This is a genomic window from Pseudomonas sp. B6002 (genome assembly GCF_013385985.1).
Lineage (GTDB): Bacteria > Pseudomonadota > Gammaproteobacteria > Pseudomonadales > Pseudomonadaceae > Aquipseudomonas.
This window is the reverse complement of sequence record NZ_JACAOY010000012.1, coordinates 179850-201494: the sequence shown is the minus strand read 5'-3', so window position 1 is coordinate 201494 and position 21645 is coordinate 179850. Positions and strand designations below refer to the sequence as shown.

The 21645-nt window shown below is 61.3% G+C and carries 17 protein-coding genes; 15 read left to right on the top strand and 2 right to left on the bottom strand.

What is annotated here, in order from left to right; translation table 11 throughout:
• The first annotated feature begins 1 nt into the window (after nucleotide 1).
• Genes waaC through HX792_RS17035 form a run of 6 tightly spaced genes read left to right on the top strand, consistent with a single transcriptional unit; the run spans nucleotide 2 to nucleotide 5906 of the window.
• The gene (gene waaC, locus HX792_RS17060) at nucleotides 2–1063 is read left to right on the top strand and encodes a lipopolysaccharide heptosyltransferase I (protein ID WP_176997182.1); all 1062 of its coding nucleotides are present in this window, start codon (nucleotides 2–4) and stop codon (nucleotides 1061–1063) included.
• A complete protein-coding gene (locus tag HX792_RS17055) occupies nucleotides 1063–2187 on the top strand; it encodes a glycosyltransferase family 4 protein (protein ID WP_176997181.1) in 1125 nt (374 codons plus the stop codon). The genes waaC and HX792_RS17055 overlap by 1 nt, the downstream gene beginning before the upstream one ends.
• A complete protein-coding gene (rfaP, locus tag HX792_RS17050) occupies nucleotides 2184–2990 on the top strand; it encodes a lipopolysaccharide core heptose(I) kinase RfaP (protein WP_176997180.1) in 807 nt (268 codons plus the stop codon). The genes HX792_RS17055 and rfaP overlap by 4 nt, the downstream gene beginning before the upstream one ends.
• Complete coding sequence (locus tag HX792_RS17045) at nucleotides 2990–3724, top strand: lipopolysaccharide kinase InaA family protein (RefSeq protein WP_176997179.1); 735 nt, start codon at nucleotides 2990–2992, stop codon at nucleotides 3722–3724. The genes rfaP and HX792_RS17045 overlap by 1 nt, the downstream gene beginning before the upstream one ends.
• Nucleotides 3721–4473 (top strand): lipopolysaccharide kinase InaA family protein, encoded by a 753-nt coding sequence (locus tag HX792_RS17040; protein WP_176997178.1) that lies wholly within the window; start codon nucleotides 3721–3723, stop codon nucleotides 4471–4473. Before HX792_RS17045 ends, HX792_RS17040 begins: the two co-directional genes overlap by 4 nt.
• Entirely contained in the window at nucleotides 4473–5906 is a 1434-nt protein-coding gene (locus HX792_RS17035; protein ID WP_176997177.1) for a lipopolysaccharide kinase InaA family protein, read from the top strand. The genes HX792_RS17040 and HX792_RS17035 overlap by 1 nt, the downstream gene beginning before the upstream one ends.
• 310 nt (nucleotides 5907–6216) lie before the next feature.
• On the opposite strand, the gene HX792_RS17030 is transcribed toward HX792_RS17035, so the two are convergent.
• Entirely contained in the window at nucleotides 6217–8301 is a 2085-nt protein-coding gene (locus tag HX792_RS17030) for a TonB-dependent receptor (protein WP_176997176.1), read from the bottom strand.
• Nucleotides 8302–8497: 196 nt separating this feature from the next.
• Between HX792_RS17030 and HX792_RS17025 the strand changes: the two genes are divergently transcribed.
• The 6 genes from HX792_RS17025 to HX792_RS17000 all read left to right on the top strand — a co-directional run bounded on the left by HX792_RS17025 (nucleotide 8498) and on the right by HX792_RS17000 (nucleotide 15142).
• On the top strand, nucleotides 8498–8854 hold the full coding sequence (locus HX792_RS17025; protein WP_176997175.1) for a YceK/YidQ family lipoprotein: 357 nt from the start codon (nucleotides 8498–8500) through the stop codon (nucleotides 8852–8854).
• Nucleotides 8855–9007: 153 nt separating this feature from the next.
• Nucleotides 9008–10765: a carbamoyltransferase gene (locus HX792_RS17020; RefSeq protein WP_176997174.1), complete on the top strand. Its 1758-nt coding sequence runs from the start codon at nucleotides 9008–9010 to the stop codon at nucleotides 10763–10765.
• Nucleotides 10766–11662 (top strand): antimicrobial resistance protein Mig-14, encoded by an 897-nt coding sequence (locus HX792_RS17015; RefSeq protein WP_176997173.1) that lies wholly within the window; start codon nucleotides 10766–10768, stop codon nucleotides 11660–11662. It abuts the gene before it with no gap.
• Nucleotides 11659–13059, top strand: coding sequence for a PIG-L deacetylase family protein (locus tag HX792_RS17010; RefSeq protein WP_176997172.1), 1401 nt, complete (start codon nucleotides 11659–11661; stop codon nucleotides 13057–13059). The genes HX792_RS17015 and HX792_RS17010 overlap by 4 nt, the downstream gene beginning before the upstream one ends.
• Nucleotides 13060–13115: 56 nt before the next feature.
• Complete coding sequence (locus HX792_RS17005; protein ID WP_176997171.1) at nucleotides 13116–14264, top strand: glycosyltransferase; 1149 nt, start codon at nucleotides 13116–13118, stop codon at nucleotides 14262–14264.
• Nucleotides 14261–15142, top strand: coding sequence for a glycosyltransferase (locus HX792_RS17000; RefSeq protein ID WP_176997170.1), 882 nt, complete (start codon nucleotides 14261–14263; stop codon nucleotides 15140–15142). The genes HX792_RS17005 and HX792_RS17000 overlap by 4 nt, the downstream gene beginning before the upstream one ends.
• 56 nt (nucleotides 15143–15198) lie before the next feature.
• Here the strand turns inward: HX792_RS17000 and HX792_RS16995 are convergent, their stop codons facing one another.
• Entirely contained in the window at nucleotides 15199–17055 is a 1857-nt protein-coding gene (locus tag HX792_RS16995) for a bifunctional O-antigen ligase/aminoglycoside phosphotransferase family protein (RefSeq protein WP_176997169.1), read from the bottom strand.
• Nucleotides 17056–17213: 158 nt separating this feature from the next.
• Between HX792_RS16995 and msbA the strand changes: the two genes are divergently transcribed.
• The 3 genes from msbA to HX792_RS16980 all read left to right on the top strand — a co-directional run bounded on the left by msbA (nucleotide 17214) and on the right by HX792_RS16980 (nucleotide 21574).
• A complete protein-coding gene (gene msbA, locus HX792_RS16990; protein WP_176997168.1) occupies nucleotides 17214–19019 on the top strand; it encodes a lipid A export permease/ATP-binding protein MsbA in 1806 nt (601 codons plus the stop codon).
• Between the two features lie 202 nt (nucleotides 19020–19221).
• The gene (hldE, locus tag HX792_RS16985; RefSeq protein ID WP_176997167.1) at nucleotides 19222–20646 is read left to right on the top strand and encodes a bifunctional D-glycero-beta-D-manno-heptose-7-phosphate kinase/D-glycero-beta-D-manno-heptose 1-phosphate adenylyltransferase HldE; all 1425 of its coding nucleotides are present in this window, start codon (nucleotides 19222–19224) and stop codon (nucleotides 20644–20646) included.
• On the top strand, nucleotides 20639–21574 hold the full coding sequence (locus HX792_RS16980; RefSeq protein WP_176997166.1) for an NAD-dependent epimerase/dehydratase family protein: 936 nt from the start codon (nucleotides 20639–20641) through the stop codon (nucleotides 21572–21574). Before hldE ends, HX792_RS16980 begins: the two co-directional genes overlap by 8 nt.
• Nucleotides 21575–21645 lie beyond the last annotated feature (71 nt).

Below are 21645 nucleotides of genomic sequence, written 5' to 3'. Positions count from 1 at the left end.
TTTGCGCGTTCTGGTAATCAAGACCTCATCCCTGGGCGATGTGATCCACGCCTTGCCGGCGCTGACCGATGCGGCGCGGGCGATCCCCGGCATCCGTTTCGACTGGGTGGTGGAAGAAGGCTTCGCTGAGATCCCCACCTGGCACCCTGCGGTGGACAAGGTGATCCCGGTGGCGATTCGCCGCTGGCGCAAGAACATCTGGCAAACCATCAAGAGCGGCGAGTGGCGACGCTTCAAGCAGAGCGTTCAGTCGACCAAGTACGACCTGGTGATCGACGCCCAAGGCTTGTTCAAAAGCGCCTGGCTGACGCGCTACGTGCGTGCCCCGGTGGCCGGTTTCGACAAAAACTCCGCCCGCGAACCCATTGCCGCGCGCTTCTACTCGCGACGCCTGGCCGTGGCCCGTGGGCAGCATGCCGTGGAGCGTCTGCGCCAGCTGTTCGCCGTGGCCCTGGGGTATGACCTGCCTAAGGCCCTGGGCGACTACGGCCTGAGTGTCGACAAACTGCTCGGTCTGCCGCCGAAAAAACCGTTCGTGCTGCTGCTGCACGGCACCACCTGGGACACCAAGCACTGGCCCGAAGCCTACTGGCGAGAGCTGGCCGAGCGCATGGGGCGCCTGGGCGTGGACGTCAAGCTGCCGTGGGGCAACGCCGCCGAAAAAGCCCGGGCCGAACGCCTGGCCAAAGGCTTGAGCAACGCCGAAGTGTTGCCCAAGTTGAACCTCGCTGGCGTCGCTCGCGTACTGGCGGGTGCCCGTGCCTGTGTGGCGGTGGACACCGGCCTGGGTCATCTGGCTGCTGCGTTGGATGTGCCGACCATCTCCCTGTTCGGCCCGACCAACCCCGGCCTCACCGGCGCCTACGGCAAGGGCCAGATTCACCTGGCCAGCGACTTCCCCTGCGCCCCGTGCCTGCAAAAAACCTGTACCTATCAACCGACGGCCGACGACCTGCGTCGGTTCGACATCAAGCGCGAATCGCCCCTGTGCTTCACGCGCCTGAACCCTGAGCGTGTGGCAAGCCGGCTGAGCACGTTGTTACTGGCTGAGGAGCTGCACTGATGCAACTGGCTTTTGTTCTGTACAAATATTTCCCCTTCGGCGGCTTGCAGCGCGACTTCATGCGCATCGCCCTGGAGTGCCAGCAGCGCGGCCACCAGATTCGTGTGTACACGCTGATCTGGGAAGGCGATGTCCCTCCCGGCTTCGAAGTGCTGGTGGCGCCGGTCAAGGCGTTCTTCAACCATCGGCGCAACGAAAAACTCAGTGCCTGGATGGCAGCCGACCTGGCCAAACGCCCGGTGGACCGCTTGATCGGCTTCAACAAGATGCCCGGCCTGGACGTGTACTACGCCGCCGATGGCTGCTTTGAAGACAAGGCACAAAACCTGCGTCATTCGCTATATCGCTATTTTGGCCGCTACAAACACTTCGCCGAGTACGAGCGTGCGGTGTTTGCCAAGGACGCCAAGACTGAAGTCCTGATGATTTCCGAAGTGCAGCAGCCGCTGTTCATCAAACACTACGACACGCCGCTGGAGCGCTTCCACCTGCTGCCGCCGGGCATTGCCCAGGACCGTCGCGCACCGCCGAATGCGGCCGAAATCCGCGAGGGTTTCCGCAAGGAATTCAACCTGGGTGACGACGACTTGCTGCTGGTGCAGATCGGTTCGGGTTTCAAGACCAAGGGTGTCGATCGCAGCCTCAAGGCCGTGGCCGCACTGCCGGCTGAACTGAAAAAACGCACGCGCCTGTTTGTAATCGGCCAGGACGACCCCAAAGTATTCCAATTGCAAAGCGCCACACTGGGCCTGGGGGACAACGTGCAGTTCCTCAAAGGCCGCAGTGATATCCCGCGTTTCCTGCTGGGGGCCGACCTGTTGATTCACCCGGCGTATAACGAAAACACCGGCACCGTGTTGCTCGAAGCCCTGGTGGCCGGGTTGCCTGTACTGGTCTCGGCGGTGTGTGGTTATGCCCACTACATCAACGAGGCCGACAGCGGCCTGGTGTTGGATGAGCCGTTCGAACAGAACCAACTCAACCAGTACCTGGCGCACATGCTCACCGACACTGCACAGCGCGCGGCCTGGGGCCGCAATGGGTTGGCCTTCGCCGAGACGGCCGACCTCTACAGCATGCCGCAGCACGCTGCGGATGTGATTCTGGCGGAGCCGAACCGATGAAGTTGATTCTTGCCGAACCGTTCAAGACGCTATGGGCCGGGCGTGATGCCTTTGCCGAAGTCGAGAAGCTGCAAGGCGAAGTATTCCGTGAACTGGCGGCGCGCCGCACGTTGCGTACCGTGGTGGATGGCCGGCCGTATTTTGTGAAGATCCACCGTGGCATTGGCTGGGGCGAGATTTTCAAGAACCTGATCACCGCCAAACTGCCGGTGCTCGGCGCTGGCCTTGAATGGGCGGCGATTCATCGCTTGCAAGCACTCGGCGTGCCGACCATGACCGGCGTGGCCTTCGGTGAAAAAGGCAGCAACCCGGCTGACCAGCACTCGTTCATTATCACCGAAGAGCTGGCGCCGACCCTGAGCCTGGAAGACCTGACGATCAACTGGGTGGCCGAGCCGCCCGCGCCTGCGTTGCGCCATGCGCTCACCTTTGAGCTGGCGCGCATGGTCGGCGACATGCACCGTGGCGGCGTGAACCACCGTGACTGCTACCTGTGCCACTTCCTGCTGGACACCGCGCAACCTGTCGATGCGAAGCACATCAAGCTGTCGGTGATCGACCTGCACCGTGCCCAATTGCGTGCGCACCTGCCGCTGCGCTGGCGCGATAAGGACTTGTCGGCGCTGTATTACTCGGCGCTGGATATCGGCCTGACGCGCCGTGACAAGCTGCGCTTCCTGAAAGGCTACTTCCGCCAGCCGCTGCGCCAGGTCCTGGCCGAGCAATCGGCGTCCTTGAGCCTGCTGCAGCGCAAGGCCGACAAGCTCTACGCGCGCAAGCAACGCTTGGGGGATGCGATCTGATGGCGGGTTGGAATTTGGAACCGGCCTACGCTGCCCTGGCGGATGATTTTGGAACCCTTGAAGCGGTGTTTGCCCTGCAGGGCGAACAGCTGACCCGTGACCCGTTGTCGGAAGTGATCCGCGTGGAGCGGGGCGGCGTCAATTATTACGTCAAGCGCTACACCGGGGCCGGCAAGGGCCTGCGCCGTTACCTGGGCAAGCCCCGGGTGAAGTCCGAGTGGCAGAACCTCAAGCGCTTTGCCAAGTGGGGCATTCCCACCGCAGACGTGGTGGCCTGGGGCCTGGAGCGCAAGGGTTTGGCGTACGACCGTGGTGCGATGATCACCCGCGAATTGCCTAAAACCGAGGATTTGTCGGCGCTCGCCGAGCGCCGCGATGCAAGGCTCAAGGACCCCAAGTGGGTGAATGTGGTCAGTCGCCAGCTCGCTGAATACACCCGCACCATGCACGATCATCGCTTCACCCATAACGACTTGAAGTGGCGCAACCTGTTGATCGATGACCAGCAGACCCTGTACCTGATCGACTGCCCCAACGGTGATTTCTGGCGCGGTTTCTGGCTCAAGTACCGCATCACCAAAGACCTGGCTTGCCTGGACAAGGTTGCCAAGTATCACTTGTCGGCCACCCAGCGCCTGCGTTTCTACATGCAATATCGCCAACGCACGCACCTGACGGCGTCGGACAAACAGCGAATTCGCCATGTGGTGAAGTTTTTCGAGGGACGCGAATGAGTGATTTCCTGGCGGCCGAAGACCGTGCCCTGCTTGAGCGCAACGGCCTGGCAACCTTCGATGCCCTGTGGGCCAAGCAATTGGACGCAGTGGATGAGCCCAACACCAGCCGTGGCGGTTGGAGCAGCGTGTTCCGCCTGGAGCTTGAGGGGCTGGGCTACTACCTCAAGCGCCAGAGCAACTACCTGACGCGCAGCTTGCACCGCCCGTTTGGCGAGCCGAGTTTTTCCCGCGAGTTTCGCAACATCAGCCGGTACCGCTCGTTGGGCATTCCTGCCTTGCAAGCAGCGTTCTATGGAGAGCGTAAGGTCGCCGGTGAATACCGCGCAATGTTGCTGACGCGTGCGCTGGATGGTTGGAACGACTTGGATTCCCTGCTGGAACAATGGCCGCAGTTGAGCGATGCCCAGCACGGCGCGATCCTGCTGGCCTGTGGTCGGCTTGCGCGCCGACTGCACAGTGTCGGCCAGGTGCATGGTTGTTTTTATCCCAAGCATATTTTCCTGCAGGCCACCGCTGACGGTTATGCCGCGCAGTTGATCGACCTGGAGAAAACCCGCCCGCTGCTCTTTGGCTGGCGTGATCGGGTCAAGGATTTGGAACCGTTGTTGCGTCGCGCGCCACAATGGTCGGATGCGCAGGTGCGCCAGCTGTTGGCGGCGTACCTGGAGCAGCCTGCGGACAGCTCGCTGGTCGCCACGTGGTACCAGCGTTTGAGCGCCCGCCGTAGCCACAAGGAAAACCGTTGATGCGTTTGTCCGAGCTGAAAACCGCCGGTCGTACCCCGAGTTTGCCGTTGACGATTGAGCTTGCCGATGCGGCGGGTCCTGGTCAGTTGCAACTGCTCAGCCTGCTGCGCGTGCTGCCAGGCGAGCGTTACGTGGGCGCGGCCGTCTGGCGTGGCCGTGCGGTGCTGGCCAAATTGCTGGTGGGTAGCAAGGCGGCGCGGCATTTTCAGCGTGAACTCAGCGGCGTGCGTCTGCTGGCCGAACACGGCCTGACCACGCCGTTGCTGCTGGCCGATGGGTTGCAGGAAGGTGAGGGCGGTTGGCTGCTGTTCGAATTTATCGAAGGCGCCGAGAGCCTGGCTGATGCCTGGCACGCGGTAGAGCACTTGCCGCCGTTGGCTGATGAGCAAACCGCTGTGCTGGCCGAAGCGCTGGGGGCAATTGCGCAGATGCATACCCAGGGCCTGTGGCAGGAAGACCTGCACCTGGACAACCTGCTGCGCCAGGACGGCAAGCTGTATTTGATCGATGGCGCGGGGATTCGCGTCGAAGAGGCCGGCAAGCCGCTGTCGCGCAACCGTGTGCTGGAAAACCTCGGGGTGTTTTTTGCCCAGTTGCCGAAGAACCTCGAGCCATTTACCGAAGAACTGCTGGTGTATTACCTGCTGGCCAACGGCGAGCATGCCTTGCCGTTGGAGGCCTTGGAAAAACAGGTGCGCAAGGTCAGCGCCTGGCGTTTGAAGGACTTTCTGAGCAAGGTCGGCCGTGAGTGCACGCTGTTCAGTGTGGTGCGTGGGCCGTTTGCATTGCGTGCGGTCCGCCGTGAGGAAGAAGCCGCCATGCTGCCGGTGCTGGCGCAGGCTGACACGCTGCTCGACAGCGGCCACCTCTTCAAGACCGGTGGTGCCGCGACGGTGGCCAAGACCGACGTGGCGGGGCGCTCGCTGGTGATCAAGCGCTACAACATCAAAGGGTTCGTCCATTGGCTCAAGCGCTTCTGGCGCCCGAGCCGCGCCTGGCATTCCTGGCGCGAGGGCAATCGCCTGGCGTTCCTTGGCATCGCCACGCCCAAGCCGCTGGCCGTGCTGGAAAAGCGCTTCTTCTGGCTGCGCAGCCGCGCCTACCTGGTGACGGAGTTGATCGCGGGCCCGGACATCATCGAGCGTTTTGCGCCCTACGTCGAAAGCGGCGCCGCGCCGGAAAATGAACTGCTGGCCCTGGATCACTTGTTCGCCGAGCTGATCCGCGAGCGCATCAGCCATGGCGATTTCAAGGGCCATAACCTGTTCTGGGACAAGGACCGTTGGTCGCTGATCGACCTGGACGCCATGCGCCAACACAGCTCCGATACCAGCTTCGCCCCGGCGTACGCCAAGGACCGCGCGCGGTTCATGCGCAACTGGCCTGAGAGCAGCGCGTTGTACCAACTGATCGATCAACGCCTGCCCAAGTAACTCTGATTCGGCTGTACACGATCCAACGGTGGGAGCTGGCTTGTCGGATCGCCGCACCGCTGCGATAGCATCAGCTCGGTACATCTGAAACACCGAGGTGTCTGCATCGCAGGCAAGCCAGCTCCCACAGGGAGTTAGCGGTGTACCTAGCTCCCACAGGTGATTAGCGGCATGCGTAATCTCCGAGCCTGGCGCAGCTCCAAATGTGGGAGCTGGCTTGCCTGCGAAAGCGGCGGGCCAGCCAGCATTTGAGTTGACTGACACACCGCCTTCGCGGGCTGAGCCCGCACACATTTGCTTCTTAGTGACTTTAGAACTGGTATTCGGCGCCAGCGCCCGCATACCACGAACGGCCCGGCGCGGCTTCGTAATAGCGGCCATTGCCGTCGCCGACGATCACCGAGCCGACGTATTGGCGGTCCAGCAGGTTGTCCAGGCGCAACGTCTGGTGGAAGGTCCAGTGTTCGACTTTCTGCTCGAAGCGCGCACGCCAGTTGAACACGCTGTAGCCGGGTGCAGCGTGCTGCGTGTTGGTGTCTTCGACGTAGACCTTGCTGCGGTACAGGCCTTCGAGGGCGGTGCTGACCCAGTCCCGGGGCTTCCAGTTCAACTCGGCGAACAAGGTGGTCTGCGGTACGCCGGGCAGGTAGTTGCCTTTGTCGACAGTGGTAGTGCCGCCGCTGACGAAGTCACTGTCGTAGGTGGCTTGCAGGCGGGTGTAGGCGAGGTTGGTGCTCCACTGTTCACTCAACTGGCTTTCCAGGCCCAATTCAAAACCTCGACGCAGGGTACGGCCAGCGTTTTGATAGGTGGTACGCCCGCCGACGGATTGTTGCACCACCAACTCGTCCTCGGTGGTGATCTGGAACAGCGCGGCATTAATGCGCGTGTCTTGGCCGACACGGGCCTTCAAGCCGACTTCATATTGCTTGCTGACCGATGGCTTGAGCGCAAAGTTGAAGCCGTTGGCGGTGCTGGAATACGCCGACTCGGCCTGGGTCGGGGTTTCAAACCCCTTGCCCGCGCTCACATAGCCATGCAGGTCGGGGGTAAAGGCATACATGACGCTGACTGACGGTGTGTTCTTCTGGTAGGTCTTGTTGCCGCTGTCATTGCCGTCGCTGAGGAAGTGGTCATCCACGTCCATGGTCATGCTGCTGTGGCGCAGGCCGGCTTGCAGAGTCCAGTCGCCGAGCAGCCAATTGGCCTGCACGAACGGGTCGAGGCTGGTGGCGGTGTCGATTTCATCACGGCCCAGGGTGCCCTTGACGCCGTGCACACCGTTGACGGTGTTGGAATAGCCCTGGCGGTCATCCCTGCTGCGGTCGTAGTCGAGGCCGGTGATCAGGGTCAGGTCGCCGGGGGCGCTGGTGATGGGTTGCAGCCAATGGACGGAGCCGCCGTAGAACGTGCGGTCGAAGTCGACAACGCCGCCGCGCTTGTCGGCGGCGGTACCCCCTGGGATCGACAGGTACTGAATCACACTCCGTCGCCCCGTATAGGCATTCACCTGCAACGTGGCATCGCCGATGTAGCGCTCGTAATTCATGCCTATTTGCTGATGATCGATACTTTTGCGCGTGTTGTACAACAGCGCTGCCGGTGCGACCGAGCGCGGGTCTGCCTTGTAACCTGCCCAGGTTTGCCCCAGTGGGTCCTGGGTGCCGTTCTGTTCCAGGCTGCTGTAGATCAGCGCGAGCTTGCTGTCATCGTCCGGCTGGACGTTGAGCTTGGCAAAGGTCTGGTCGCGACGTGCGCTGCTGTGGTCGCGGTAGCCGTCGGTGTCCATGCGCGAAGCGTCGAGCACAAAGCCTGCGCCGTTCGTGGCGCCTTCCGCCGTCAGGTGGTTTTTGCTCAGGCCGTCACTGCCTACCAGGGTCTCGGCGCCGATACGCGGCGGGCCTTCGCCGTCACGCGAAAACATCTGGATCACCCCGCCCGCATTGCTGCCGTACAGGGTGGCGGCCGGGCCGCGCAGCACTTCGATGCGCTCGGCCGTATCAAGGTTGAACGTCGCTGCCTGGCCCTGGCCATCGGGGGTGCTGGCCGGAATGCCATCGGCGATCAGCTTGATGCCGCGCACGCCAAACGCCGAGCGGGCGCCGAAGCCACGGGAGGAAATCTGCAGGTCCTGGGCATAATTCTGGCGGTTCTGCACCACCAGGCCAGGCACGCGGGACAAGGCTTCGGAGGCGTTGATGCCCAGTTGGCCGTCGCTGATCTGCTCGTGGCTGATGCTGTTCACCGAGTAGGGCAGGTCGAAGGTCGGGCTGGCGCTGCGTGAGCCGGTGACCACGCTGGGGTCGAGGATCAGCGGCGCATCATCTGCCTGTGCGGGAGCACTCAAGGAGAGCAGGCTGGGCAGTATCAAGGTGAAGCGGGCAAGGGTTTTCATGGGGCAGCCGAAATCTGTGGCGCATAGGTCATAGACGCGCAAAAGGGCGCGAGTTTAATGGCTTGGCCGATTTTTACCATTTGAGAATCGTCCTACGCGGTCTACCCGGATTCCCGTGCTGGGTTGTGAACGCCATCGATGTTAGCGTGGTCAGCCTAGCCAATGAGCATGGCCTGTGGGTCAAAAGGAGTGGTTTGTGAGGATTGCGTCGACAGTCTGGTGGATAGCGATCTGCCTGGCGCTTGCCGGTTGCGGAACCATCAATACGGTTTTTCGCCCGGACGCCGTGGCCAGCCAGAACCTCAAGGATTCGCGCAGTCACTGTGAAAACGTACCGCGTATCTACAGCGGGGTGATCTACGGGTTTTGCACGCTCAACGGTGAACCCAGGCCTGAAAAAAGCCTGAAAGACCAGAGCGTGCTGGACAGCGCGGGCAATGCCTTCCCGGTCATCGCCATTGAAGCCGTGGCCTCGGGCGTGCTGGACACGCTGGTGCTGCCCTACACGATCTACCGCCAGAGCAAGGACGGCAGTATCGAGATCTACCGCTAGGGTGCAGTGACAACCGGTCACCACATTCCCTAGATCATCACGCGGCGTGTTTACGCTATAATCCCGCCCTTTAGCTGTTTCTCGCCCAGGCGAGAGGCACACTTTTTTCAGGCGCAACCCGCCTGCATGCAGACTAAAAGAGGCTAGACCCCTGTGGCATTGACGATTCTTGGCCTGTCCGGCGCCCTTAGCCATGATCCTTCCGCAGCCCTGTATATCGACGGCAAGCTGATCGCGGCCGCCGAAGAAGAGCGCTTCGTACGCGACAAACATGCAAAGAACCGCATGCCCTACGAATCGGCGAAGTTCTGCCTGGAACAGGCCGGCATCAAGCCTTCCGACGTTGACGTGGTCGCGATCCCGTTCGCCCCGATCAGCCTGTTCGGCGAGGCGCGCTGGCACTACGCCAAGCGTTACTGGTACGCCCCGGACCGCGCTCTCGACGCAATCCTGATGGGCAACCGCCGCTACAAGCGCTATCGCAACAAGATCGTCTGGTGCCTGGAGCAACTGGGCTTCGATCCGAAGAAAATCAAGATCGAGCCGGTTGAACACCACCTGGCCCACGCTTCCAGCGCCTACCACTGCTCCGGCTTCCAGGAGAAAACCGCGATCCTCGGCATCGACGGTAAGGGTGAGTACGCCACCACGTTCTTCGGCTACGGCGAGAACGGCAAGATCCACAAGATCAAGGAATTCTACGATCCGGACTCCCTGGGCGGCCTGTATGGCGCGATCACCGAGTTCCTCGGCTTCGAGATGCTCGACGGCGAGTTCAAGGTCATGGGCATGGCGCCGTACGGCGATGCCAGCAAATACGACTTCTCGCGCCTGGCCTCCTTTGAGAACGGCGAACTGGTGATCAACACCGAATACGCCAACGTCATCGGCCTGCGCCGTTATAAAGAGAAGGGCAAGGGCTTCTACTTCTCGCCAAAACTGATCGAGTGGCTGGGTCCGAAGCGCGAAGGCGATATCGCCGACGAGCCGTACATCCACTACGCAGCGAGCATGCAAGCGCTGTTCGAGAAGCTGGCCCTGCAGATGATCGACCACTACCTGGGCGACATCCTCAAGGACACCGGCAAGCTGGCCTTCGCGGGCGGCTGTGCGTTGAACGTGAAGCTGAACCAGAAAATCATTGCCCGTGACGACGTGAAAGAGCTGTTCGTACAGCCTGCGTCCGGCGATGCCGGCACTGCCGTTGGTGCGGCGGCCTACGTGTCCCACGCCCGTGGTGTGCCGGTGGAGAAGATGGAGCACGTCTACCTCGGCCCGTCCTACAGCAACGAAGACGTGATTGCCGCGTGCGCCAAGCACGAGAGCAAGCCGAACTGGCGCAAGATCGAGAACATGCCCCAGCGCATCGCCAAGATCATGGTCGACGGCAACCCGGTGGCCTGGTTCCAGGGCCGCATGGAGTTTGGCCCGCGCGCCCTCGGTGGCCGTTCGATCATCGGCTGCCCAAGCGCCACCGGCGTGGCCGATCGCATCAACCACCAGATCAAGTTCCGCGAGCGCTGGAGGCCTTTCTGCCCGTCGATGCTCGACACCGTGGCCCCGCAGATGATCAAGGTCGATCACCCTGCGCCGTTCATGACCTTCACCTTTGAAGTGGCGGAAGAGTGGAAGACCCGCGTGCCGGAAGTGGTCCATGAAGATGGCACCTCCCGCGCCCAGGTGCTCAAGCGCGAGTACAACCCGCGCTACTACGACATGATGAAAGAGTTGGAAGTGCTGACCGGCAACGGCGTGTCGCTGAACACCTCGCTTAACCGTCGTGGCGAGGCGATGATCTGCTCGCCGAAAGACGCGCTGGACATGTTCTTCGGTTCCGACCTGCAGTACTTGATCATGGAAGACGTTCTGGTGGTCAAGGACGGCGTGGACCCTTATGACGCTGTGGTCTAAATGCTGAACCGCTTCCAGGGCTGGCGTGAACGTGGCTGGGCGCCTGTCGAGGCCGAGGTTTACGCCCAGGCCTGGCAGCGTTTTGGCGGCAGTGTGGCCACTCATCCGCGCGTGATCGAGCGGCTGGCCAGCCTGGCGCAGATTCCCGTGCGTTACCTGGGCTGGGAGCAGGGCGGCGAGCTCAAGGGGGCGATTGCCACCTGGGGCCGCGACCTGGCCTTGTCCAAGGACGTGCTCAAGCGCAGCGGCAAGAAAGGCCTGTTCGACCTGGGCAATGCCGAGATCATCCTGCCGATTGCCGCTCAGGCGCAATTGCCGGTACGCCATCGCGGGCGCTACCTGTCGGCGCTGAACGAAGGGCGCATCAGCACCCTGAAGCCTCAGGCCGAGCAATTGGCCATGGCGCGTACTCCTGAAGACCTCTCGAAGAAGTTTCGCTACAACCAGCGCCGCGAGTTGCGCTTGCTGGAAGAAGCGGGCGGTGCGGTGCGGGCTGTCGGCGAGTTTTCCAGCACTGAACTGGCTGCGATCTATTGCGACCTGTTCCAGCGCCGCTGGGGGTTTGCAGCCACCGGCGCCGAGCGCCTGGCTGAAGTGCTGGAGCTGCTCAAGGAGTTTTTGATCGGCTCGGTGCTGTTTCTCAATGACGCCCCCATCGCCGTGCAGTTGGTGTACCGCGTCGAGGCGCCCGAGTGGGTGAGCATCGAGTACGTCAATGGCGGGGTCGACCCCGAGACCCGTGAGTTCAGCCCGGGCAGCGTGTTGAGCTTTCTCAACACACAAAGCGCCTGGGAGCAGGCGCGCGCACTGGGCAAACCGCTGCGCTTTTCCTTCGGGCGTGCCGACCGTGAATATAAAGAGCGCTGGTGCAACCCGGTGCCGGTGTTCAGCGTATGAGTCGCAAACAACAGTTGCTCAAGCGCCATCGGCGCAACAAACGCATTGCCCTATTGGTCAGCTTGCTGGTGTTGGTTGCGGCTGGCGTGCTGGTGGCCTGGTGGTTGCCGCTGATCCTGGCGGTGTTGTTGTGGGTGGCGCATGAAGCGTGGTTTGCCGACCACCTGTTCTACTCGCCCAAAGATGACTACCAGTACACCTTCGCGGCGGGCACCCAGCAGGCAGGCTTGCGTCTGGAAGCTGGCCGGCTGGTACCGGACGTGCCGTTGGGTTTGGTCGGTGATGAAACCCTGGTCGTCGAAGTGCAGCTTGAAAGCAGCTGGCTGGGACGTTTTCTCGACCCTGCGGTTGAGTTGTCGGGCGATCGCCAAGCGTTTGAGCGTGGTGTGTCCGGCAAGCGTTTTATCAACCTCACCGGTTCGGCGCAGGCGTTGGCGGCAGGCGAGTTGGGTTTGCGCGGTCGGTATTGCCGCGTCGTCGGTCAGCCCACGCTGTGGGTGTTCCGTCACCCGGACTACGCGCGTCAGCGGGTCATGGTGATCGCTCCCCATGCCGATGATGCCGAGCTGGCTGCCTTCGGCCTTTACAGCCAGGCTGATGAAAGCTGGATCGTGACCCTCACCGCTGGCGAGATCGAAGCTGAGCATTATCAACAGATGGGCCTGGCCAAAGCCGATGCGGCGCGCCTCAAGGGCCGCTTGCGCGCCTGGGACAGTATTGCCGTGCCGCGTTGGGCCGGGGTTCCCGAAGCGCAATGTGTGCAGTTGGGCTATTTTTGCCTGCAATTGCCGGCCATGCGTGCCACGCCGGATCAGCCACAGGCTTCTCGCGAGGCGCAGTTGGACGATACGCGGCTGTTCCGTCAGTTCAACGCTTTCGCATTACCGGGAGATGTGGACGGCGCGCCGACCTGGACTAACCTGATTGCTGATCTGCGCGCTGTGCTGCTCAAGGCACGTCCTGAGGTCATTGTGTTGCCGACGCCGGTACTGGATCCGCACCCGGATCACATCTGTGCGCATGCTGCGGTGATCGATGCCCTGCAAGGGTTGGAGTGGCAGCCGACGACATTGCTCGGTTATGCCAATCACCTGCATGATAATGACCGCTGGCCCATGGGCGATGCCGGTGCCGGTGTGGCGTTGCCACCACAGTTTGATGCGACTCAAATACTTGAGCCTTATTGCCGGGTGGTATCATTGGGCCATCAGCAGGACAAGGCCATGGCGTTGGGCATGATGCATGACTTGCAGCCACGTGCACCGTTCAAGCGTCGCCTGCGCCGGCTATTGCAGCAAGTCCTGGCCGGCCGTGACCCATCGCCCTATGGAGAGAATGAATTCTTCCGCAAGGCGGTGCGGCGTCACGAGTTGCTTTGGGTGCTGAAGCAGGACTGAGTCTTTATCTTTTCGTCAGGCTGCCCGCCCGCAGCTTGACTGCCCCATGGAGTGATATGAAACCTCGTTTCAAGGTTTTGCAGTTACAGCCGGACTATAACGTCAAGGTCAATGACTTCGCTGACCTCGGTGAGCAGATCGTCAAGGCGTTGCCCGCTGAGCGTTTCGAGGTCACGTCGGCGTTTCTCAGCGGGCGCCCGCAGACCGGCCAGCCCTTGAGCGTGGCGGACCACTCCAAATACTTCGAATTCCCCGAGAAAGCCCTCAAGGGCATCCGCCTGGGCGCCATGTGGGAAATCTACAAGTATTGCCGTGAACAGAAGTTCGACGTGGTCATCTGTAACCGCTTCAAGTCGGTGAACATGATGCTGTCGCTCAACCGCTGGCTGAAAATCCCATTGTGTATCGGCATCTCCCACGGGTTTGGCGAGTACGAGCGGGCCTACCGTCGGCGCCAGACGCGTCGGCTGGTCAGCCCAGCGTGGCGGTTTGTCGGGGTGTCGGCGGCGGTCAGGGATTACCTGGTCGACCTCAATTGCGGCTTCACCCGCGAGAACACGACCTTCGTCACCAACGCCATCGACATCCCCCAGGCCGAGGCCTTGCAGCTACCCCGTGAGCAAGCGCGGCAAGCCTTGGGGCTGCCCATGGATGCGCGCATCATCGGGGCCCTGGGCCGCCTGGTGCCGATCAAAGGCCACACTCATCTGCTGCAAGCTTTTGCACGCCTCAAAGACAAATACCCCAATGTTCAGGTCGGCATCATCGGTTCGGGCCGCGCCGAAGCGGACCTGCGTGCCGACATCGAACGCCTGGGCCTGACCGGTCGTGCACACTTGCTGGGCTTTCGCGAAGACGGCCTCAAGTACGTGCGCGCCTTTGATATCTGGACCATGCCGTCCTTGCTTGAAGGCCTGGGGTTGGCGTTGCTCGAAGGCATGAGTGGTCGCCTGCCGGTGATCGCCTCCAACGGCCCGGCCATGTTGCCGCTGGTTGAAGGGGCGGGTGGCTTGTCTCATGAGCCCGGCAATGTCGACCAGCTGACGGCGGCCCTGGACACTTATCTGGCGATGAGCGACGAACAATTACGCACCAAGGGTGAGCAGGTGTTCCAGTACCTGGAACAGAATCACGCCCTGGCTGAATTCCAGCAGAAATACCTGGACCTGATCGAAACCGGTTTGAAAGAAGTAGGTAGAGCATGACGACGCAACAACCCCTGGTCTCGGTGATTATCGCGTCCTATAACCACGGCCGTTACATCGAAGAAAGTATCCTCAGTGTGCTTGGCCAGACCTACCCCAATATTGAGTTGCTGGTGGTGGACGATGGCTCTACCGACGACAGTGTCGAGCGTATTCAGCGCCTGCAGGCCGAGCACGGTTTTGATTTTCAGGTGCAGAAGAACCAGGGCCTGACTGCGACGCTCAATGGTGCCATCGCGCGCGCCAAGGGCAGCCTGATCGCGTCGTTCGGTTCCGACGACATCATGTTGCCGGACCGGATCGCCATTCAGGTCGCGTATATGGACGGCAAGCCGAAGGTCGGGATGTGCGCCGGCAACATCGAATTGATCGATGGCGAAGGCAACCTGCATCCAGAGAAGAAGCAGCGTCGCGACGTGCCGTTTCGCAGCCTGGATTTTGACGACATGTTTATGGACCGCAAGCCTTTCCCGCCGGCGCCGACCATGCTGATTCGTCGCGAAGTGCTGGATGAGGTCGGTGGTTTTGATCCGGACATCCCGCTGGAAGACCTGTTGATCCAACTGAAGATCACGGCCGCCGGATACACCATCGACGCGCTTGGCGTGGTGATGGCGCGCTATCGCCAGCACGCGAACAACACCTACAAGAACCACCGCTACATGATCCAGAACATCCTCAAGAGCTATGCCAAGTTCAGCGAACACCCGGCCTATGACGCCGTGCGTTACAACTTCCTGAACTCGATGTTCCTCAAAACGGCCGACCGTGACCGGCCGTTGGCGCGGGAAATCCTCAAGCAGATCCCGTTGAAGTTCTGGGGGCGCAAGACCTTGCGTGGGCTGGTGCGGCTGTATTTGTCGCCGCTCAGAAAGTGAGGCAATGCACGATATGAAAAAGGCGACTATCAGTTTGTGATAGTCGCCTTTTTTATTCAGATGGCGGGCTTGGCCAGGCTCAGCACCTGGGCGCGGATTTTAGCCGTGGCCTCTGGGGTGGCGACCGAGGCGTATCCTTTGGCCATTTGCTCGAAGTGGGTTTCGAACAACCAACTGCGGTCCTGCGGGTAGCGCTGCATATGGTTCAGGTTGCGCTGGCGCAGAGCATTGCGCAGGGGTGATGGGTAGATGCGCAGGTCAGCCACATCGATCAGGCCGAACTCACCGTCGTCCATCAACAGCACGTTACCCAGGTGCAGCGAGCGGAAGTACACGCCACGTTCGTGAAGTACAGCGACGAAGCGGCCGAACCGTTCGATCAATGACTCACGCAGGCTACTGTCCAGGCTTTGCAAGGCTTGGCGCAGGGTCAGGCCGGGTAATGGCGAATAGACGACCGCGCTGCTGCCATCGCGCAGGGCATAAAGGTTGAGAATCTGTGGTGCAGGGATGCCCAGGTTATGCAGTTGCTCGCTGTTGCTGGCAAACCGTTCGGAGTAAGGGTTGAAACTGCCCGAGGTGTACCAGCGGCGCGGGCGGAACACCTTGAGGAAGCGGCCGTCTTCAAGGCGCAACACTTTCGGGCCAAGGCCGTCGGCTTCGATCACCTGGGCGTTGCTGCTCAGTTGCTCGAAGGCTTCGGGCTTGAGGCTCTTTACCGGCATGCGCAGCACGCTGCGGCGTCGCTGGGCGATGCTCAGGCCGGCAATGATTGCCAGCGGGATCCACAGCAGGAACCAGTGTTCCTTGGGGCGCGACAGGATCCCACCGCCTTCGGTGAGGCCGGCACCGATGCCGTAGGTCAACAGGGACGAAGCCAGGACGAACAGCGGTTGTGCACGCTGCTTGAGGCCTTTGTACAAGCCCCAGCCGAGCATGAAGATCCACGGGATGAAGCCGATGATGCCGACGTAATACAGCACGCCCAGGGCGAAGCTATGGGGTTCGCGAAGTTCGGAACCTTCTGAAATCGTCAGGTACAACTCGGAGTCATAGCTGTGGCCGATCCATGGATGTTCGGCGATGCGTTGCAGTGACATGCCCCACAGTTCGAGGCGAAATGAGCTGCCTCGTTCGGTAATGGATTCCGGATAGAGCAGCAGCAGGCCGGCAGCTCCCAGCACCATAGCCGCAATCAGCATTGCAGAGCGGTGGTTGCGACTGACAAAAGCCATCCACAGGGATGCCAAGGTCAGCGCCACCAATGGTGTTCGCGAGCCGGTGGCCAACACCGTTGCAGCCATGATGGCCAGGGCGGGTATGCTGAACCACAGCACCTGCAGGCGTTTTGTGGTCATGCATACGTATAGCCAGTAGACGCAGAAAAAGCCGAAGACATGGGAGCTCAGCAGCGGATTGTCGAGGGCGCCGCGCCCGCCAATCATGCGCATGCCAGGTGAAAAGCCTTTCACAAACGCCACAAGGCTGAACAGGCAGGACACCAATGCAATCATCGCCGCACTGAAGAAAATCGGCTTGAACAGATCATTGCGGTAATGCAGAAGCAGTCCGCAACCACCGAACAGCAGGAAAGTGTGCAGGGGGCGTTTGAACAGGTCGGTATCGGCGCTAGGTTCAGGGCTCCACAGCAAGCTGGTCAACGCCCAGGCCGAGAATACCAGGAAGCCTATGGCCAACGGCTCACGCAGCAGTTCCTTGAACTCCCGCGGGCGCAGGAGCAGGAGCAGCAAGGTCGGGGCGCTGAAGAAACCGTAGTAGAACTTGTGCAACACGTTGCGGTTGGTCACGAAGAACAGTGAACTCAGCAGCAGCAACAAGCCAATGGGCAAAATCCATAGGACCAGGAAGTCGAAAACGCGATTTGAGCCATAGAGCAGGCGCTTGGAGTGCATACAGAAAAGCCATTCCTGAAAGAGAAAGCCGACCATCTTAGAGTAGTGGCTATATAATGTCGCCGGTTGGGCCCAACCGAGTTGAGGGTCATGCAGGGTGCAAGTACAACAGAGAAGCTGTGCTAAAGTCAGCCTCCTTTTTCAAAACGCCGCGTGATATGACCGACTCCAGTCCGAGCGCAAGCCCTTCGAGCTTGAAAATATACTTCCGCCTGCTCAGTTACGTTAAGCCCTACATGGGTCTGTTCGCGTTGAGTATCGTCGGATTTCTGATTTTCGCGTCGACCCAGCCGATGCTGGGTTACATCCTCAAGTACTTTGTCGATGGCCTCTCCAACCCGGAAGCCGTGCTGTTCCCTACCGTGCCCTTTCTGCGTGACCTGCAATTGCTGCAGGCCGTGCCGCTGCTGATCATCCTGATTGCCGCCTGGCAGGGCCTGGGCTCGTTCCTGGGCAACTACCTGTTGGCCAAGGTTTCCCTGGGCCTGGTCCATGACCTGCGCGTGCAGTTGTTCAACAACTTGCTGACGTTGCCGAACCGCTACTTCGATAATCACAACTCCGGGCACCTGATCTCCCGCATCACCTTCAACGTGACCATGGTCACGGGGGCGGCGACCGATGCCATCAAGGTGGTGATCCGCGAAGGCATGACGGTGATCTTCCTGTTCGCCTCGCTGCTGTTCATGAACTGGCGCCTGACGCTGGTAATGATCGCCATTCTGCCGCTGATCGCGGTGATGGTGAGCACGGCCAGCAAGAAATTCCGCAAGCAGAGCAAGAAGATCCAGGTGGCCATGGGCGACGTGACCCACGTCGCGTCGGAAACCATCCAGGGCTACCGCGTGGTGCGCAGCTTTGGTGGCGAAGTCTACGAGGAAAAACGCTTCCTCAAGGCGAGCCAGAGCAACACTGACAAGCAACTGCGCATGACCCGCACCGGAGCGATCTACACCCCCGCGCTGCAATTGGTGATCTACACCGCCATGGCGGTGTTGATGTTCCTGGTTCTGTATCTTCGCGGCGATGCCTCGGCCGGTGACATGGTGGCCTACATCACTCTGGCTGGTTTGCTGCCCAAGCCGATCCGCCAACTCTCGGAAGTCAGTTCGACCATCCAGAAAGGCGTGGCCGGTGCCGAAAGCATTTTCGAGCAGCTGGACGAAGAGGTGGAGGTCGACCACGGCACCATCGAACGCGACAAGGTCAGCGGTCGCCTCGAAGTGCGCAACCTGAACTTCACCTACCCGGGCACCGAACGCCATGTGCTCAAGGACATCAGCTTCACCGCCGAGCCTGGGCAGATGATTGCCCTGGTGGGGCGTTCGGGCAGTGGCAAGTCGACTTTGGCCAGCCTGATCCCGCGTTTCTATCACCACGAGAGCGGTGAAATCCTGCTCGATGGCGTAGAGATTGAAGACTACAAGCTGCTCAACCTGCGCAGGCACATCGCCCAGGTGACCCAGCACGTGACCCTGTTCAGCGACACGGTGACCAACAACATCGCCTACGGCGACCTGGCCGGCGCACCGCGGGTGGACGTTGAAGCGGCGGCGCGGGATGCCAACGCCAAGGACTTCATCGACCAGTTGCCCAAGGGCTTCGACACTCAGGTTGGCGAGAATGGCGTGCTGCTGTCCGGCGGCCAACGCCAGCGCCTGGCCATTGCCCGTGCCCTGCTCAAGAACGCGCCGCTACTTATTCTCGACGAGGCCACCTCGGCCCTCGACACCGAGTCGGAGCGCCACATCCAGGCGGCGCTGGACAAGGTCATGCAAGGTCGCACCACGTTGGTGATCGCTCACCGCCTGTCCACCATCGAGAAAGCTGACCTGATCCTGGTGATGGACGACGGCCGGATTGTGGAGCGCGGTACCCACGGCGAGCTGTTGGCACAGAACGGCTACTACGCCCGCCTGCATGCCATGGGCCTGGATGCGCCTGTCTCCGCCGACATCACCTAACCCAATGGTTGCACCGACCTTTTGTGGGAGCGGGCTTGCTCGCGAATGCTGTCTGACATTCAACCGTGATGTTGACTGACACACCGCTTTCGCGAGCAAGCCCGCTCCCACATTTGTCCTTCGGCGGATTCACAGCGCCACAAGCCTCCTGTAACCCTGTGCTAATATCGCGCCCCTGTTCATTTTGTATGTGGGTTGCTCCATGAAGTTGTCCATGCCGCGATTCGATCAAGCCCCTGTCTTGGTGGTCGGCGATGTCATGCTCGACCGTTACTGGCATGGCGGTACCTCACGGATTTCCCCTGAGGCACCGGTACCGGTAGTCAAGGTCGAGCAAATCGAAGACCGTCCAGGTGGCGCTGCCAACGTTGCCCTCAATATTGCCGCGCTCGGCGCCCCGGCCTCCCTGGTGGGGGTGACCGGCGACGACGAAGCCGCCGACAGCCTGGCCAACAGCCTGCGCGGTGCCGGCGTGCGTGCGCTGTTCCAGCGCATTGCCCACCAGCCGACCATCGTCAAGCTGCGGGTGATGAGCCGTCACCAGCAATTGCTGCGTATCGATTTTGAAGAGCCCTTCTCCACCGACGCCCTGGCCCTGAGTGGCCAGGTCGACGAGTTGCTTGAAGGCATTAAAGTACTGGTGCTGTCCGACTACGGCAAAGGCGCCTTGAAGAACCACCAGGTGTTGATCCAGGCCGCCAAGGCCAAGGGCATTCCGGTGTTGGCCGACCCCAAGGGCAAGGACTTCTCGATTTATCGGGGCGCCAGCCTGATCACGCCAAACCTCAGTGAATTCGAAGCCATCGTCGGCGGCTGTGCCGATGAGCACGAGCTGGTGAGCAAAGGCGCAGCGTTGATGGCCGAGCTCGACCTCGGCGCGTTGCTGGTGACCCGTGGCGAGCACGGCATGACCTTGCTTCGCCCCAATCATCCGGCGATCCACTTGCCGGCCCGTGCCCGCGAAGTGTTCGACGTGACCGGCGCTGGCGACACCGTGATTTCCACCCTGGCCGCTTCCATCGCGGCCGGTGAAGAGCTACCCCACGCCGTGGCCCTGGCCAACCTGGCGGCGGGCATCGTGGTGGGCAAGCTGGGTACGGCGGCCATCAGTGCACCTGAGTTGCGCCGAGCGATCCAACGCTCCGAAGGTTCGGAGCGTGGCGTGCTGGGTATCGAGCAATTGCTGCTGGCGATTGACGATGCCCGCGCCCACAACGAAAGCATCGTGTTCACCAACGGCTGTTTCGACATCCTGCACGCGGGCCACGTGACTTACCTTGAGCAAGCACGTGCCCAAGGTGATCGCCTGATCGTCGCTGTCAACGACGACGCCTCGGTCAGCCGCCTGAAAGGCCCTGGCCGTCCGATCAACAGTGTTGATCGGCGCATGGCCGTGCTGGCCGGCCTGGGTGCCGTGGACTGGGTCATCAGTTTCCCTGAAGGGACGCCTGAAAACCTGCTGGCCCAGGTCAAGCCGGACGTGCTGGTCAAGGGCGGTGACTACTCCGTCGACCAAGTGGTCGGTGCCGATATCGTCAGCGCCTATGGCGGCAAGGTCAAAGTGCTGGGCTTGGTCGAGAACAGCTCGACCACGGCCATTGTCGAGAAGATCCGCAACAATGAGTAAGGCTGATAAGTGGGTCTTGATCACGGGTGGTGCGGGCTTCATCGGCTCGCACCTGGTAGATGCGTTACTCGCCAAGGGCTACGGCGTGCGGGTGCTGGACGACCTGTCCACGGGCAAGCGCAGCAACCTGCCGCTGGACAACCCACAGGTGCAACTGATCGAAGGTGATGTGGCCAATGCTGAGTTGGTGGCGCAAGCCGCTGTCGGTATGACTGCGGTGGTGCACCTGGCAGCGGTGGCGTCGGTGCAGGCGTCTGTGGATGACCCGGTCAGCACACACCAGAGCAATTTCGTCGGTACCCTGAATGTGTGCGAAGCCATGCGCAAGGCAGGTGTGAAGCGCGTGGTATTCGCTTCCAGCGCGGCGGTGTATGGCAACAACGGCGAGGGTGCTTCGATTGACGAAGAGACCACCAAGGCGCCGTTGACACCCTACGCGTCCGACAAGTTGGCGGGCGAGCACTACTTCGATTTCTACCGTCGCCAGCATGGTCTGGAGCCGGTGATTTTCCGCTTCTTCAACATCTTCGGGCCGCGTCAGGATCCGTCGTCGCCGTATTCCGGTGTGATCAGCATCTTCAGCGAGCGTGTGCAGCAGGGCCTGCCGATTGCCGTGTTCGGCGATGGCGAGCAAACCCGCGATTTCATGTACGTGGAAGACCTGGTCGATGTGCTGGTACAGGCCATCGAAGCGCCCGAAGCACCGCTGGGTGCGATCAACGTCGGTTGGAATCGCACGACGACGCTCAAGGATGTGCTGCAGGCCTTGGAAGAGATCGTCGGCACGTTGCCGGCGGTGACTTACGGGCCGGCGCGTTCCGGGGACATCCGGCATTCGCGGGCGAATAACCAGCGGTTGCTGGCGAGCTTCACCCTGCCCGAACCCACCCCATTGAAGGTTGGCCTCGCCCGCCTGCTCAACCCCTAACCTCAGTAGGAGCCGGCTTGCCGGCGATGAGGCCCTGAAGATCACCTGAAGCTTCAGGCCGCTATCGCCGG

Coding starts and splice junctions, on each gene's coding strand:
- HX792_RS17055 (WP_176997181.1), top strand. CDS start 1,063: ATGCAACTGGCTTTTGTTCTGTACAAATATTTCCCCTTCGGCGGCTTG.
- rfaP (WP_176997180.1), top strand. CDS start 2,184: ATGAAGTTGATTCTTGCCGAACCGTTCAAGACGCTATGGGCCGGGCGT.
- HX792_RS17045 (WP_176997179.1), top strand. CDS start 2,990: ATGGCGGGTTGGAATTTGGAACCGGCCTACGCTGCCCTGGCGGATGAT.
- HX792_RS17040 (WP_176997178.1), top strand. CDS start 3,721: ATGAGTGATTTCCTGGCGGCCGAAGACCGTGCCCTGCTTGAGCGCAAC.
- HX792_RS17035 (WP_176997177.1), top strand. CDS start 4,473: ATGCGTTTGTCCGAGCTGAAAACCGCCGGTCGTACCCCGAGTTTGCCG.
- HX792_RS17030 (WP_176997176.1), bottom strand. CDS start 8,301: ATGAAAACCCTTGCCCGCTTCACCTTGATACTGCCCAGCCTGCTCTCC.
- HX792_RS17015 (WP_176997173.1), top strand. CDS start 10,766: ATGCTGAACCGCTTCCAGGGCTGGCGTGAACGTGGCTGGGCGCCTGTC.
- HX792_RS17010 (WP_176997172.1), top strand. CDS start 11,659: ATGAGTCGCAAACAACAGTTGCTCAAGCGCCATCGGCGCAACAAACGC.
- HX792_RS17005 (WP_176997171.1), top strand. CDS start 13,116: ATGAAACCTCGTTTCAAGGTTTTGCAGTTACAGCCGGACTATAACGTC.
- HX792_RS17000 (WP_176997170.1), top strand. CDS start 14,261: ATGACGACGCAACAACCCCTGGTCTCGGTGATTATCGCGTCCTATAAC.
- HX792_RS16995 (WP_176997169.1), bottom strand. CDS start 17,055: ATGCACTCCAAGCGCCTGCTCTATGGCTCAAATCGCGTTTTCGACTTC.
- msbA (WP_176997168.1), top strand. CDS start 17,214: ATGACCGACTCCAGTCCGAGCGCAAGCCCTTCGAGCTTGAAAATATAC.
- hldE (WP_176997167.1), top strand. CDS start 19,222: ATGAAGTTGTCCATGCCGCGATTCGATCAAGCCCCTGTCTTGGTGGTC.
- HX792_RS16980 (WP_176997166.1), top strand. CDS start 20,639: ATGAGTAAGGCTGATAAGTGGGTCTTGATCACGGGTGGTGCGGGCTTC.